The organism is Streptosporangium sp. NPDC001681, assembly GCF_040298085.1.
In the GTDB taxonomy this organism is placed as follows: domain Bacteria; phylum Actinomycetota; class Actinomycetes; order Streptosporangiales; family Streptosporangiaceae; genus Streptosporangium.
This window is the reverse complement of sequence record NZ_JBEOZN010000026.1, coordinates 41,134-55,721: the sequence shown is the minus strand read 5'-3', so window position 1 is coordinate 55,721 and position 14,588 is coordinate 41,134. Positions and strand designations below refer to the sequence as shown.

The 14,588-nt window shown below is 70.0% G+C and carries 13 protein-coding genes; 4 read left to right on the top strand and 9 right to left on the bottom strand.

The window, feature by feature from the left end; genetic code table 11:
* Positions 1–43 precede the first annotated feature (43 nt).
* The 7 genes from ABT130_RS14860 to ABT130_RS14830 form a co-directional block, all read right to left on the bottom strand.
* Positions 44–469: an HIT family protein gene (locus tag ABT130_RS14860; protein WP_350955859.1), complete on the bottom strand. Its 426-nt coding sequence runs from the start codon at positions 467–469 to the stop codon at positions 44–46.
* A 4-nt stretch (positions 470–473) separates the two neighbouring features.
* Positions 474–1,301 carry an HpcH/HpaI aldolase/citrate lyase family protein gene (locus tag ABT130_RS14855; RefSeq protein ID WP_350955857.1) on the bottom strand — a complete coding sequence of 276 codons (828 nt, stop codon included), beginning with the start codon at positions 1,299–1,301 and terminating at the stop codon, positions 474–476.
* Positions 1,301–2,461, bottom strand: coding sequence for an acyl-CoA dehydrogenase family protein (locus ABT130_RS14850; RefSeq protein ID WP_350955855.1), 1,161 nt, complete (start codon positions 2,459–2,461; stop codon positions 1,301–1,303). Before ABT130_RS14850 ends, ABT130_RS14855 begins: the two co-directional genes overlap by 1 nt.
* Positions 2,462–2,672: 211 nt before the next feature.
* Positions 2,673–3,143 carry a VOC family protein gene (locus tag ABT130_RS14845; protein ID WP_350955853.1) on the bottom strand — a complete coding sequence of 157 codons (471 nt, stop codon included), beginning with the start codon at positions 3,141–3,143 and terminating at the stop codon, positions 2,673–2,675.
* A gap of 9 nt (positions 3,144–3,152) precedes the next feature.
* Positions 3,153–3,713: a hypothetical protein gene (locus ABT130_RS14840; RefSeq protein WP_350955851.1), complete on the bottom strand. Its 561-nt coding sequence runs from the start codon at positions 3,711–3,713 to the stop codon at positions 3,153–3,155.
* Between the two features lie 435 nt (positions 3,714–4,148).
* Positions 4,149–4,799: a DUF3618 domain-containing protein gene (locus ABT130_RS14835; RefSeq protein ID WP_350928749.1), complete on the bottom strand. Its 651-nt coding sequence runs from the start codon at positions 4,797–4,799 to the stop codon at positions 4,149–4,151.
* A complete protein-coding gene (locus tag ABT130_RS14830) occupies positions 4,796–5,194 on the bottom strand; it encodes a phage holin family protein (RefSeq protein ID WP_350928747.1) in 399 nt (132 codons plus the stop codon). The genes ABT130_RS14835 and ABT130_RS14830 overlap by 4 nt, the downstream gene beginning before the upstream one ends.
* Positions 5,195–5,503: 309 nt before the next feature.
* On the opposite strand from ABT130_RS14830, the gene mads6 reads away from it, so the two are divergent.
* Genes mads6 through ABT130_RS14815 form a run of 3 tightly spaced genes read left to right on the top strand, consistent with a single transcriptional unit; the run spans position 5,504 to position 8,946 of the window.
* Positions 5,504–7,105 (top strand): methylation-associated defense system protein kinase MAD6, encoded by a 1,602-nt coding sequence (gene mads6, locus ABT130_RS14825; protein WP_350955849.1) that lies wholly within the window; start codon positions 5,504–5,506, stop codon positions 7,103–7,105.
* Positions 7,106–7,163: 58 nt separating this feature from the next.
* On the top strand, positions 7,164–7,760 hold the full coding sequence (locus ABT130_RS14820; protein ID WP_350928743.1) for an RNA polymerase sigma factor: 597 nt from the start codon (positions 7,164–7,166) through the stop codon (positions 7,758–7,760).
* Positions 7,753–8,946, top strand: a complete 1,194-nt coding sequence (locus ABT130_RS14815) for a CU044_5270 family protein (RefSeq protein ID WP_350955847.1) — start codon at positions 7,753–7,755, stop codon at positions 8,944–8,946. Before ABT130_RS14820 ends, ABT130_RS14815 begins: the two co-directional genes overlap by 8 nt.
* A gap of 7 nt (positions 8,947–8,953) precedes the next feature.
* Here ABT130_RS14815 and ABT130_RS14810 read toward each other — a convergent pair whose 3' ends face one another.
* Positions 8,954–9,892 carry a diacylglycerol/lipid kinase family protein gene (locus tag ABT130_RS14810; protein WP_350928739.1) on the bottom strand — a complete coding sequence of 313 codons (939 nt, stop codon included), beginning with the start codon at positions 9,890–9,892 and terminating at the stop codon, positions 8,954–8,956.
* An 84-nt stretch (positions 9,893–9,976) separates the two neighbouring features.
* Positions 9,977–12,709 carry an immune inhibitor A domain-containing protein gene (locus ABT130_RS14805; RefSeq protein ID WP_350955845.1) on the bottom strand — a complete coding sequence of 911 codons (2,733 nt, stop codon included), beginning with the start codon at positions 12,707–12,709 and terminating at the stop codon, positions 9,977–9,979.
* A 340-nt stretch (positions 12,710–13,049) separates the two neighbouring features.
* On the opposite strand from ABT130_RS14805, the gene ABT130_RS14800 reads away from it, so the two are divergent.
* Positions 13,050–14,411 (top strand): FAD-binding oxidoreductase, encoded by a 1,362-nt coding sequence (locus ABT130_RS14800; RefSeq protein WP_350955843.1) that lies wholly within the window; start codon positions 13,050–13,052, stop codon positions 14,409–14,411.
* Positions 14,412–14,588 lie beyond the last annotated feature (177 nt).

The following is a 14,588-nucleotide window of genomic DNA, read 5'->3' as shown; positions in this document are numbered from 1 at the left end:
GTCTCCTCGCCGCCATCCCCGAGGCCGGAGGCGGTCAGGCGTTTCAGGAGGTCGGCAGGGCCTCGCGGACGCGGCGGGCGTAGGTCTCGGCCTCGGCGGGGTCGTCGTATCTCGTACGGGGCCAGAAGAAGCCGCGCAGGCCGTCCTTGTGGTTACGGGGGACCACGTGGACGTGCAGGTGCGGGACGCTCTGGCTGACGCGGTTGTTCGTCGCGACGAACGTGCCGGCCGCCGCCAGGCCCCGCTCGACGGCGACGGCGACGGCCCGGACGCGTTCGAAGAACGGGCCGACCATCGGCGCCGGCAGGTCCGCCAGCGTCTCGACGTGGGTCAGCGGGGCCACCAGGACGTGGCCTTTGAAGACCGGACGCGTGTCCAGGAAGGCCACGGCCACGCCGTCGGAGACGACGACGTGGGCCGGGCGCTCCCCCGCCGCGATGGCGCAGAACAGACACCGTTCATCTGGCATCACGTCAGGATAGGAGGCGGCGGGCGGCCCTTACCACCGCCTCGTCGACCATCTGGCCCCTGGCGTCGGTGACGACACCTGATCCGGATGCCTCGAAGCGGGCGATCAGGTCACGAGCCCGGTCGAGCTCTTCCTCCGAGGGGGTGAACACCTCGTTGACGACGGCCAGCTGGGCCGGGTGGATGCAGGCTCTGCCACGGAAGCCGAGGCGTTTCAGGGCGAGGGTGGAGACGCGCAGGGCGTCGAGGTCGCGGAAGTCGGTGCTGACCGGAGCGAGGGGCGGGGCGAGTCGGGCCGCCGCCGAGGCCAGGACGACCTGGGAGCGAGCCCACAGCAGCTCACACTCGTCGGGGCCGGTCTCGACCGCGAGGTCCGCCCGGAGATCGGCCTCGCCGATCTGCAGGCGCGCGACACGGGGCGCCCTGGCGATCTCGGGGGCCGCCAGGATCGCGGCGGCACTCTCCAGCAGGGGGCACACCACGATGGAGCCGCCCGGCACTCCCTGGGCCGCCTCGGCGGCGGTCAGCACGGCATCGACGGCCTCCAGTTCGGCGGCCGACTCGGTCTTGGCCACGCAGACCCCGCGCACCCCGGGCAGGGCGACCGCCCGCAGGTCGTCGTGTCCGGCCGCGCCGGGATTGATCCGTACGTAGATCTCGGGGTTGTCGGGGCCGAGCTCGCGCAGCCACGCGGCGACAGTCGCGCGGGCCGCCGCCTTGTGCACGGGCAGGACCGCGTCCTCAAGATCCACGATCAGACTGTCGGCTCCCCTGCCGAGCGCCTTGGCGAGTTTTTCGGGCTGGTCACCTGGTACATAAAGGGCAGATCGCATCACCATCCGACTTTAGCGGTACCCGAGATGAGGGATCTCGCGATGACCATCCGCTGGATGTCGTTGGTGCCCTCGCCGATGGCCATCAGGGGCGCGTCGCGGTAGAGGCGTTCGAGGACGAACTCCTGGGAGTAGCCGTAGCCGCCGTGGATCCGCATCGCCTCCATGGTGGTGCGCAGCGCCACCTCGGACGCGAAGTACTTGGCCATCGCGGCCTCGGAGTTCACCGCGCCGTTCTCGGAGCGGACCGCCGCCCAGTAGGTCAGCAGCCGGGCCGCCTGGATGTCGGTGGCCATGTCCGCGAGCTTGAGCTGGATGGCCTGGAAGTCGGAGATGGGCCGGCCGAAGGCGTGGCGCTCGCGCGAGTAGCTCAGCGCGGCGTCGTAGGCGCACTGGGAGACGCCGACGGCGCGGGCCGCTATGTTGACCCGGCCGAGTTCCAGGGCGGACAGCGCCTGCTGCATGCCCCGTCCCTCGACCCCGCCGAGCAGCGCCGAGGCCGGGACGCGCACGTCCTGCAGCACGATCTCGCAGGTCTCGGTGCCCTTGTAGCCGAGCTTGGGCAGGTCGCGGCTGACCGTGTAACCGGGAGTTCCCGCCTCGACCAGGATGAGGGACATGCCTCGGTGCGCGGGGTCGGTGAGCGAGGTCTTGACCAGCACGGGCATCGGGTCGGCGTGCCGGGCGTTGGTGATCCACGTCTTGGTGCCGTTGATCACGTAGTGGTCGCCGTCGCGGACGGCCCGCGTCTGGATGCCCTGCAGGTCGGTGCCGGCCGCCGGCTCGGTCAGCGCGATGCCGGTGCGGCGGACACCGGTGGCCAGGTCCGGGAGGTAGCCGCTTCGCTGCTCCGCCGTGCCGTAAGCGGCGATCATCCAGGCGGCCAGGGAGTGCGAGCCGAGCACCCCGGCCACGCCCATCCAGCCACGCGCGATCTCCTCGAAGACCAGGGCGAACGACACCCGGTCCAGGGCCAGCCCGCCGTACTCCTCGGGGATCGTGATCCCGAACAGCCCCATCCGTTTGAAGCCCTCGACGATCTCCGTGGGGTAACGGCCGGTCCGCTCCCACTCCGGGGCGACCGGCACGATCTCCTTGTCGACGTACTCCCGCAGGGTCCGGCGGAACAGCTGCTGTTCCTCGTTGAGCTCGAAGTCCATCACGAGGTCCTTTCCGGAAAAGCGGTCCCGCGGAGGGGGAGCGGGCCGGTCCTGGCCCGCGGGAGATACTTCACCAGGTGGCGCAAGGACATGATCTCGCACCGTCCCGGCCGGGACCACGGGCCCCCGCCGGAACCTTCCGGCGATCACGGGAAGGATCCCGCTCGGCACGGCCGCGCCGGGCCTGCCGCCACTCCGGCAGACGGGCCTCTCAGGCCCCGTCCCGCCCGGGGGCGAAGCCGGGGGCCGGGCCTGATCGGTAGACGCCTTCCGGGCCCACCTGGGCGGCATGGACCTCCTCGTCCGGAGCGTACAGCCGGATCTGGACGCCGTCGGGGTCGACGAAACCCAGCGCGTGGCCGGAGGAGGCCCTGATGATCGGGCTGTGCGGGATGCCGAGGTCGTCGAGGTGGGCGACCCAGGCGTCGAGCCCGGAGAGGGTGACCTGGAGCGCGAAGGGGTCGGCGTCGAAGAGCGCCCTGGCCAGGTCCGGGTTCTGGCGCAGCGCGATCTGGAAGGCGGCGCCGGGGACCTTGAAGCTCATGCCCCTGATCACGCCGTCCTCGTCCGCGAAGCCGGTGTGGTGCTCCAGCCCCAGGACGCGTTCGTACCAGGAGCGGCTCCGCTCCAGGTCACTCACCCAGATCTTGAGGTGGTGCACACCGGTCAGTGCGGCGTTCAACTCGCCTCCTCAGGAGTCCGGCGTCGTGGTGACGGTCGCGGTGAAACGGTGGTTACAGAATCTCTCGCGCGCCTCCCGCCGGCTGAAGCGCCGCTCGGACTCCTTGCGGTCAAGCGCTTCGAAACTGTCGAAACCGAGTCTGGTCACCCCCTTGCCCCCGGTGCGGGCGGTGAGAACGACCCTTCCCCGGTACGGGATGTGGCTGCCCGCGGCGCACCAGACACCGTCGGAGTGCTCGCGGCAGCGCAGGACGGCGACCCGCTTGCCGGCGGCGTCGAGCAGCACCGCCCTGGTGGGGCCCCGCCCCGCGGGAAAGCGGCCCCCCACCCAGAAGGTGCCCCAGTAGGGGGCGAAGGACGGGGTCAGGGTCATGGAGTAGTCAAGGGTGTAGGAGACCTGCCCGCTCGGGGCCGCGGGGGGCGTGACCCTGGCCGCCACCTCGATACCGATCAGTGGTCTGGCCTGGCATTTCCCGGTCACGCTGACGCAACTGGCCTGGGCCTGGGGCATCGGGGAGAGGGCCGCCGCGATGAGAGCGAGGCCTGCGGCGATCCCGAGAGCATGACGCATGAGACCTCCCTTGTTGTCCTGCCCCGAGAACGCTACATGCGCTCGGGGCACGCATGTGCCCGAGTCCGGATACTTCGCCTTTCGCTATGAAAACGCGGCCTGGCCGGTGAAGGCCGATGTGAAGGTCCGGGCGGAGCGAAGGCGGTTTCGCGACACATCGGCGGCGGGAAGGTCCGGGCAGGCGGAGAGGAGGGGGTCCGCCGCCCGCCCGGAAACGGTCAGATTACCCCGGCAGACATGAGTTTGGCTCGCCTGGGCGCACGGGTATTGGCCGGATCTCCGGAGATCCGGCGGTTCGCGTCGTTCCCGGCGGTGCCGAGGGCCGCTCGGAGCACCCCACCGGCCGGTCAGCCCGAGGGCCCCAAGACGGTTTCGAGGGCTTCGGGCCGCCTCCCGTGAATCGTCGGGGGCGGCCCTGCCGGTGTCGCCGGACGGCTACCTCTTTTTTCCTCTCCGCAGGACCCGGAAGACAACCAGGGCGAACGCGGCCACCGCCGCGATCGTCAGAACGGGGCGCTTGCCCGCCTCGGCCGTGACCTTCTCCGCCGCGTCCTTGATCTCGGCGGGGGTCACCTCCTTGACCCGGCCGACGACCTCGGGAGCCGCCTCCTTCACACGCTCGACCATCTCGGTGGCGGTGGTGGCGGTCGCCGCTCTCGCCTTGCGCAGGTCCTCCCCCACATGGGCGGCGGTCTCCTGAAAACGGCCCTTCACATCGGTCTTGTGCACCAGTGCCTCCACAGTGTCGCCAAGTTCGCGGCGGGCGTCCTCGATGTCCCGCCGCACGGTTTCCACGTCGCTCTCGTCTTTTGTGATGATCTTGCCGGTCTTCGTCTCGCCGACACCGGTGTCGACGTAGGGTGCGACGTCGGCGGCCGCGTTCTCCGCGAGCCGGGGCGTGCCGTCGCGCTCGGACTCCGGAACGCCGAGATCCTCGCCGGGCGTGCCGTACGGCTGCTTCGGCGGGATGTTCAGCGACTCTCTCTCGTCCGGCGTTATCGGGGCACCGACCCTTTTCCTCCGGGATCCGGTGATCCCCGCCTCGGCCCGGGACCGGTCGGGTCCGCCCGGGTCTGTCTCAGTCATCGGTGGGCCCTCTCCTTCACCGCGTAGATGTCGTCCCTGACGCTCTCGATGGTCCGCGCGGGAGTCGGCGGGGACGCCTCGGCGACCTGGTGCTTGCCGGAGAACCCGAGCACACCGGCCAGGGCCAGCAGCACCACGCCCACGACCGCCGCGGCCACCCAGGCGGGCATCACGTACGCGAGGAGCAGGATCACCGCGGCGACCAGGGAGCCCGTCCCGAACAGGGCCACGACTCCCGCCCCGCCGAACAGCCCCGCGCCGATTCCGGCGTGCTTGCCCTTTTCCGTCAGTTCCGCCCTGGCCAGACGGAGTTCGTCCCTGACCAGACGCGAGACCTGCTCCGACATCTGCCGGATCAGCTCGGACGTCGGCAGTGACTCCTTGGTGTTGACCATGGACTGCCTCCTCCCCTACAGGAAAGGACGCCTACCCTGTCCCACCGCGGCAAACATCCGTCCGGCGGCGGTGTTCACGGGAGCCCCAGGGGTAACACCGCCCCACGACCACGCCCCGCAGGAACGGCGGCACCGCCCGCACCCCTGACGTGCCGGACACGTCGATCACGTCTCCCGGCCAGGACTAGGCCATGATCATAGGGAGGCCCGCGTGTCCGAGTGGTGGAAAAGTAAAGGTACGGGCGAAGATGAGCCTCTTGAGATACTGCGTGGCACGATGAGCACGATCAGGAAGGCGGCACGCTAGAGATGGCACAGATCGTCGGCGGCGGAAGCCCGGTCAACGACGCCGAGCGACGGGTCATCGCACACCTGCGAGACAGCGCCCCGCCAGACTGGCTACTGCTGCACAACATCGAGGTGCCCCGCGGCGACGACACCTTCGAGGTGGACGTGATCGTCCTGACCGGTCACTCGCTCTGCGTCATCGACGTCAAGGGCACCCGGGGCAGGATCGAGGTCGCGGGGAACCGCTGGTTCCCGCTGCGGCGGGAGGCGTTCGGCTCCCCTGTCGCCAAGCTGCGCGGCAACGGGCGCGCGCTCAAGGGGCTGCTCACCCAGGAACGGCGCGAGCTGGACCGGGTCTACGTCGACAGCCTGGTGGTGCTCACCGGGGCCGACGCGGAGCTGGTCGACCCGGCCGGCCGCGACTCACGCCACGTCACCGACCTGGCCGGGCTTGTCGGCACGCTGAGTGACGCCTCCCGCGTCAGACGCGGCCACACCACGGACACCGCGCCGTACGGCACCGCGATCATTGAGGCGCTCAACGGGAGCGTGCGACGCTCCACGGCGCCGCCGCGGTTCGGCAGCTGGGAGGTGGAGGAGCAGCTGGGCGGCGACAACCGGGTCACCGAGTATCGCGCGATCAACGCGACGGTTCCCGGCAGCGAGACGGTTCTGCTGCGCGTCTACCGGGCCGACCCTCTGGCGGAGGAGGAGCCGAGGGCGGCCGAACGGCGGCTGATCACCAACGCCTATCAGGCTCTCACCAGGATCCCGGCGCACCCGTGCGTGGTGCGCGCCCGTGACTTCTTCGCCATCGACGACGAGAGCCGGTTCGTGCTGGTCCTCGACGACGTGCACGGTCAGGCGCTGCACCTGCACCTCACCGCCTCCCCCCGCACGCTCTCCACCGCCGCCCGGCTGGACGTGGTGGAGGACATGCTGCTGGGCCTGGCCCACGTGCACGCCAACAACGTGATCCACCGGGCGCTCAGTCCCGCGTGCGTGCTGGTGACGGAGAACGGCCGGGCGATGCTCACCGGGTTCGACTACGCCAAGCCCGGTCCCCGCGCGCACACCGTCGCCAACGAACTGCCCAACGTGCTCGACACCCACTACGCGGCCCCCGAGTGCCAGGCCATGCCCGAGCGGATGACCGCCGCCTCCGACGTGTACGCGGCCGGGGTGATCGCCTTCCAACTGCTGACAGGGGAGCTCCCACCGGCCAATCCCGACGCCGAACCCGCTTCCAGTGAGGCGTCCGCCGAGATCATGGACCTGCTCCGGCGCATGCGCGACCACGCGACGCACAAGCGCCCGGACGCCGCCGAGGCCCTGTCCGACCTGCGACGGGCGCGGCGCCCCCGCCCCGCGGCCCTCACCGCGCCGGATTCCGGCGAGTCGGCCCCCCTCCCCCAGGTCCCCGGTACGGCGAGCACCGGCGTGGCGGCTCCCGGACACCCGGAGGGGCCCGAGCCGGAACGCCACCGGCGAGACGCCCACGCGCCCGCGCGGAACGGGGAAGAGCGCGAGAAGAGCCCGCGTGACAGGAGCGGGCCGGGGCAGAAGCCGCTGCTCGACAGGCTCAGGATGAGGTTCCGGCGTATCACCGGGAAACAGTCGTGAAGGCGAACCGGGCCCGCGACGGAGTAGGGGTGTAACCCATAGAAGGGACACCCGGCACATGGCCGCTCCCCCTGATGCGCCGACGAGAGTCGACGACGCCGCGCTGATAGAACGGTCGCGGCACCGTCCCGACCTGTTCGCGATGCTCTACGACCGCTACTTCGTCGAGATCCACCGCTACGCCGCCGGACGGCTCGGCTCGCAGATCGCCGACGACGTCGCCGCCGAGACCTTCCTGGTGGCGTTCCGTAGACGGGAGACGTTCGACCCCACCAGGGGGACGGTGCGGCCCTGGCTGTACGGCATCGCCACCAACCTGGTCGCCCAGCACCGCAGGAGCGAGACACGCAGGCTGGAGGCGTTCCAGCGGGCATCCGTCGACGGTGAGGTCGACGAGGGATACGAGGAGCGGGTGGCCACCCGCCTCGCCGCCGCGGGCGTGCGGGGGCCGCTCGCGTCGGCGTTGAGCGGCCTTTCCGACGGCGACCGCGACGTGCTGCTGCTGGTCGCGCTCGCCGATCTCAGCTACGAGGAGGTCTCACAGATCCTCCACATCCCTTTCGGCACCGTCGGCTCCCGGCTCAACCGGGTGCGCAGGAAGCTGCGCGCGGCGCTGGGCGGCGTCAATCCCATGATCGGAGGCTCCGATGGATGACCTGACCGCGGTCCGGGACCTGCTCGCGGAGCCGGAACCGTCCCACGAAGTGATCGCGGCGGGCCGGGACCGGCTCCTGGCCGCCATGCCGTCGTCTCAGGAGCCGCCCGGGGGCCGAGGGCTCCTGCAGGCACGGCGGGGCCGCAGGGCGGCCTGGTGGACGGCCCTGGGGATGGGGGTGGCCGGGACGGCCGCGGCCGCGGCCCTGGTGATCACCTCGTCGACCGCCGCCTCGCCGACGCCGCTCCCTCACCTGCCCGCCCCTGGCCCGCAGGACACCGGGGCCGAGGCGAGACAGGTCCTGCTGGCCGCGGCCACCGCGGCGACCAGGGCACCGGCGGAGGGTGCCTACTGGGTCACCCGCACCGTCCGGGGGAACCAGCGCGTCGCGCCGAATGCCGGCTATCTCATCCTGCAGAGTCACGCCGAGGAGATGTGGCTGTCACGCGCACGCGACGGGCAGAGCTGGAGGATCAGCCAGTACCTCGGTGCCAAACCGGCGACTCCCAAGGACGAGGCGGCCTGGCGGAAGGACGGCTCCCCTGACCGCTGGCTGTTCGCGGACGGCGCGCTGACGGGCGGCTACGTCTCCGCCGAGGACAGGATCGAGTCCGAACCGGGAGAGCGGGAGGCGTTCCGCCTGCGCGGCAAGTGGAAGGGGTCGGCCGGCCACCTGACCAAGGGACTGCTCACCTGGGCCGAGGTGCGCGCGATACCGGACACCCCGGAGAAGTTGAGGATCTACCTGAACGGGCGCGGCAAGGAGTTCACCGCCAAGTGGCCGGGGGCCGAGAAGGCCGAGAAGCAGGTGGAGCCGTGGCTGCTGGAGGACTGCATGAGGATCATCACCTCGCTCCCGGTCTCCCCCGGGACCCGCGCGGCGGCCTATCGGCTGCTGGCCTCCCTGCCGGGGATGACGTCGGAGGGGAAGGTCGTCGACGGGCTCGGCCGAGTCGGTCAGGCGATCTCCTACCCGGTCAGCACCACCACGCCACAGGGCGAGAGCAAGGTCTACGGAACCAACCGGCTGGTGATCGACGTGTCGAGCGGGCTGCCGCTGTCGCGGGAGCAGGACGGCCTCGACCGGCTCAAAGACGGGCGGACCTACAAGGTCACCTCGTTCACCGCGTACGAACGGATCGGCTGGACCGACGACCTGCCCGACCTGCCCGCCCGGCAGGACTGAACGCGGCTCAGGAGTCGACGAAGTCGTCGGGGACCATCACCCGCAACCCGTTGGGGACGGTGCGGATCGTGATGGGGGTCATCAGCCGGACCTCGCCGTCGACGTCGGCGGCCAGCGGCGGGTCGGTCTCCAGGTGCATCTCGCGCCCCACCACGAAGGGACCTCCCGCGAGGCTGCGCCAGCGGCCGCTGCCGGCCCGGATCATGGTCTCCACCAGCAGGCGCAGCCGCTTGCCCGAGCCGAGCTGGTAGGCGACCAGGCGGCCGTTGTCGATGCTGATGTCCTTGGCGACCTGCCAGCCGCCGTGGAAGCGGCCGTTGGCGATGTTGAGCTGGTGGGTGAGCAGTTCGTGGCGGCGGCCGTCCACGGTGAGGAAGGCCCGGAACGGCCGGTGGCCCGGCAGGACCGTCAGTGCCGTGAGCGGGTAGGCCGCGCGGCCGAGGAGGCGTTTCACCCCGTGCCTGACCTTGCCCGCCACCTCCACCGACACCCCGAAGCTGGCCAGGTTGGCGAACTCGCGGTCTCCGGCGATGCCCAGGTCGATGTCCGCGACCTTGCCGGTGCGCAGCACCTCGATGGCTCCGGCGAGGTCGAGGGGGACGCCGAGGCTGCGGACGAAGTTGTTGGTGGTGCCCAGGGGCAGCACGCCGAGGGCGACGTCGCGGTGGGCGACGTGCTTGACGGCGGAGCTGAGCGTGCCGTCGCCACCGCCCACGACGAGCAGGTCGGGCCCCGCGGCCAGGGCCTCCTCGATGATGGCGCGCAGACGCTTGGGATCTTCCACGGGGAAGAAGCGGATCGATCCGAACCTCTCGGCCCGCAGCGCGCGGACCACCTCCGGGTAGTGGCGCCGGCCTCGGCGCGAGCGCGTGTTGACGACCACGCAGACCCTGCCCTCGGTCCTGATGGCCTCGGTGTGCTCGGCCTTGCTTCGAAGCTCTCCCACGCTGCCCCTATCCGATCGGGTGCCTGCCCGTTCAAATGGTATGGCCCCGCCGTCGGTGACAGCGGGGCCATACTCCTGCGGGGTTTACTTCTTGGGCGGGGTGACCTGAACGATCGCGCCGAGGTTACCCGGCAGCGGGGTGACGAGCTTGAGCTTCACGCCCAGCGCCTTGCCCTCGTCACCGGGGTTTCCGGAGCCGAGGACGTGGCCGCCGCCCATGTCGGTCCCGTACCAGTCGTTGGCGGGGGTGCCGTCGGCGTTGACGACCCGGGTGCTGTACGGCTGGTCGCCCGCCGACGGTACGACCGTCGAGGCGTCGAAGTCGCGGTAGTACAGGCTGGTGCCGCGCGCCTCGAAGCCGGGGTACCAGGTCTTGGCGTCGGTGAACTCCGAGACCCCCTTCAGCCCGTCCACCTTGGTGCAGTACGTGCTGAAGGGCTCGTCCGGCCCCTCGATGCAATCGGTGAAGGGGTAGGTCTTGGCGAAGGAGAAGGCGGCGTTCGAGCTCTGCACGCGTCCCGACATGTTCTTGAGCGTGGTGGGATCCTTCGTGGCCGCCACGCCGGTCCGCCGCAGCGGGTCGAAGTGGGAGTCGACCAGGATCAGGCTGCCCTTGGAACCGATGCTCGGCGCCAGTTCGAGGTTGTTGGCCACCGAGTTGTTGGTGTAGTTCGAGTCGCGGTACCAGACGAGCATGCCGGGGGCGTTGTACTTGACCTTCTCCACCTTCCACGCGCCGTCACGCGAGTAGTTGGTGGTGTAGGTGTACTGCAGGCCCTTGTCGAACCCGTCGAGGTTGCGCCACTCGGCCAGGTAGAAGCGGGAGACCTCCCGCGTGCCGTCGTTGAGGGCCCAGCCCTGGCCGTTGGTGTTGTTGAAGCTGCCGCCGGTGGCCGTCCAGCCGTTGAGGCCGCCCTCCAGGTCGTCACTCCAGACGGTCTGGGTGCCGTTGGTGAGCGCGAAGTCGTCGGCGTGCCAGCCGCGCGGGGTGTAGGCCGCGTCGGTGTTGTAGGTCAGGCGGAGCTTGATGTTCTTGCCGGCGAACGGCGTGAGGTCGACGTAGTCGTGCCGCCAGCCGCCGGTGGCGCCGGTGAGGCCGTACTTCTTGCCGCCGAACGCGGCGAGGTTCCCGTTGGGGTCGGTGTAGGCGTCGTCGGTGGAGACCAGGGCTCCGCCGTCGGTGTAGACCTTCTGCTGGCTCCAGGTGGTGCCGCCGTCGACGGAGGTCTCGATGAAGCCGAAGTCCCAGTCGTCCTCGATCTCGTAGTTGTTCCAGAGCCAGAACTTCAGGTCGGTCCCCGCGGGCACCTGAACGTCGCGGGCGATCTTGACGTTGGCCCACTCCTGGTCGAAGTTGGACCAGAGCGTCTTGGTGCCGCTGTGCGGTTCGACCATCGTGACCGGCGGGCTGTCCAGGTTCACCCGGACGCCGTCCTCGGTGAGCTTGGGCGTACGCGAGGCCTGGCCGATCGTCACCGCGCGGGCGCGGTCACCGGGGTTGAAGACCTTGGGGTTGGCCCAGCCGAGGACCCACTTGCTCCAGATGCTCATGTGGGTGGGCATCGACTGGAAGATCGGGCCGCTGTGCGATCCGCTGGACATCAGGTCCCAGAAGTCCACCGCGGAGGACGCCTGGCCGCTGGTGTCGTAGAGGTCCGGAAGGCCCAGGTCGTGGCCGTACTCGTGGGCGAAGACACCGACGCCGGAGTCCTCGGGCTGCACGATGTAGTTGGAGATCTTCACGTTCTTGCCGGGCACCTGGTAGCCGCCGGCCACCGCGCTGGAGTGTGCCCAGATCGCGTAGGTGCCCTCGGCGCCGCCGTCGGAGGACTTGTCCTTGCCCGCGTGGACCAGGACCAGGTGGTCGATCACGCCGTCGGGCTCGGCGAAGTTCCCGTCGCCGTCGGCGTCACCGACGTCCTCGAGGTCGTAGTCGGCCCACGGGAAGTTCGGGTCGGCGGCGGCCAGGGCGTTCACCGCGTCGATGGCGAGCTGGCCGGCCCCGCGCGGGTTGTCCGGGTGGCCGCTCATGTCCTGCACCGGCTGGCCGCAGGCGCGCGCGCCGTAGTATGCCTCAGAGTGCGGGACCTTGATCCACGGGCTTGCCTGCCCGGTGACCGTGTAGGCGCCCTTGGACATCTCCTCGTACATGTTCTTCAGGGTGTGCTTGGAGATGTCTATGCCCTTGCGGCCGTCCCGCGGGTCGGTCAGGTCGGTGCGGACGCGCTGGGTGATGCCCCCGGTGCTGTAAAGCATCTTGTTGAAGTGGTCGGGGCTGAAGTCGGGCACCCAGAAGCTGTTGTTGTCCTTGTGGGACAGCGTGGCCGGGTTGGGGATCTTGTTGTGCAGCGGGCCGTTGAGCCGCGTGCCCGGCGGCTCGGTGACGCACTCGGCCGGGTCCTCGCTGGTCACGCTCGCCGGACGGGAGAATCCGGAGAAGTCGTCGTTCGCCTGGTCGTTGAACTCCACCAGCAGGGTGAGGAGCTTGGCCGTCTTGGGGGTCTTCGCCTTCTTGAAGAGGAGGTCCGCGGGGTTGAGCCCCGTCCTGATCGCCTCGGCCTCGCGGGCGGCCAGCACCCGCGCGGCGACGGGGTTGCCCTCGGAGTACTTCCGGTCGATCTTCCTGGACGGACCGGTCTTGCGCGCCTTGGCCGACGGCACGGCCGGGTCGCCGACCTCCGGCTCGTCCCTGGGCGGCGCGTAGTTGATGTAGTAGTCGGCCGCGGTCGGCTGGTAACGCGCGACCGAGGAGTCGCTATCGGCCGACGCACCGCTCACAGCCAGTCCCGTGACGGCCAGGCCGAGCACGGGAACCATCGCGAGAAGGCGTCTGGGAGCGCCTCCTCTGCTGACTCTGCCGGACAACGTGTCCCCTCCCTGCACCCGGGTTTACCGGATGCGGACATTTCCGGCGCGCCGGATGAGCGCGCCGAACCGGGACGTTAGACGAGAAGGTAAAGCCAGAGTCAAGACGCCAAATGATGTTGTAAAAATGAAATAAAGTGTCTTTTACTGGGAATGGTGGTGATTTTCACTACGCTCCGGCTCGGCGCCGCCGGAAACTGCCTCCAAAAGCCCTTTGAGGTGCGGAATTGGCGTATGGAGGGTTCGGCGTACCGCCGAACACTCGCTCGGCGCCAGGCCGTACAGTCCACTTGTGACCGCTATCTCCGAACTTGTTGCCGCGCTCGCACCGGAGAAGGTGCTGACCGACTCCGACGTGACCGACTCCTACGCCCGGGATCGAACCTTTCTTGAGCCCGGCAAACCGCTGGCCGTGGTGCTCGCGCACACCAGGGACGACGTGGTCGCCGTGATGAGATGGGCCACCCGGTACCGGGTCCCCGTGGTGCCCCGGGGTGCCGGGACCGGCCTGGCCGGCGGGGCGACCGCCGTCGAGGGGTGCGTCGTGCTGGCGCTGCACAGGATGGCGGCCATCAGGGAGCTGTCCCCCGACGACGAGATAGCCGTGGTCGAGCCGGGGGTCATCACCGCCGACCTGGACCGGGCCGCCCGCGAGCACGGGCTGATGTACGCCCCCGACCCCTCCTCCTACGAGATCTCCACCATCGGCGGCAACCTGGCGACCAACGCGGGCGGCCTGCGGTGCGTGAAGTACGGCGTGACCCGCGACTCGGCGCTCGGCCTGGAGGTCGTGCTCGCGGACGGGCGGGTGATCAACACCGGTCGGCGCACCGTGAAGGGCGTGACGGGGTACGACCTGACCGGCCTGTTCGTCGGCTCCGAGGGGACGCTCGGGGTCATCACCGCGGCGACGGTGCGGCTGCGCAGAGCGCCGTCGGTCTACCCGGCGACGATCGCGGCCGAGTTCGCCTCCCTCAGGGAGGCCGCCGCCGCCGTCTCCGCGATCATCGCGGCCGGGTGCCAGCCGTCCCTGCTGGAGTTGCTCGACCGGAACACGCTCAAGGCCATCGACGACTGGCGGAACATCGGGCTGGAGGAGTCGACCCGGGCGATGCTGATCGCGCAGTCGGACGCGGTGGACGGCCCGGCCGTCTCCGAGCGCATGGCGGAACTCTGCACCGCCAGCGGCGCGGCCTTCGTGGCGGTGTCGTCGTCGGCGCAGGAGGCCGAGCAGCTGATCGAGGTCCGCCGGATGGCGTACGAGGCCAAGGAGCGGCTGGGCAAGTGCCTGGTGGAGGACGTGTGCGTACCGCGCTCCCTGCTGCCTGACATGATCGAGAAGATCGAGGCGATCGCGGCCAAGCACGGCGTGCTGATCACCACGGTCGCCCACGCGGGCGACGGCAACCTGCACCCCGTCTTCGTCTTCGACAGGACCCTGAGCGAACCGCCGCCCGAGGTGTGGGCGGCGGCCGACGAGCTCTTCAGGGAGACCCTGAAGATGGGAGGCACGCTCACCGGCGAGCACGGCGTCGGGCTGCTGAAACAGCGCTGGCTGTCCATGGAGACCGGGCCGGTCACCGAGGAGATCCACCGCGGGATCAAACAGGTCTTCGACCCGCTCGGCATCCTCAACCCCGGCAAGGCCATCTGAGCGGGTTCCCACCACGCCGGGCGGGAACCCCGCGGATCCCGCCCCACCAGGGCAAGAGATGGGACCTCCGCGGATTCCCGTCAGACCGAGCACGGGATTCCGCGGCTCCCCGGATCTCCATAGCCGTTCGCTCCCCTCTCACGCTGGTAGCGTTCTGCCCCACATAAACCATTTTTT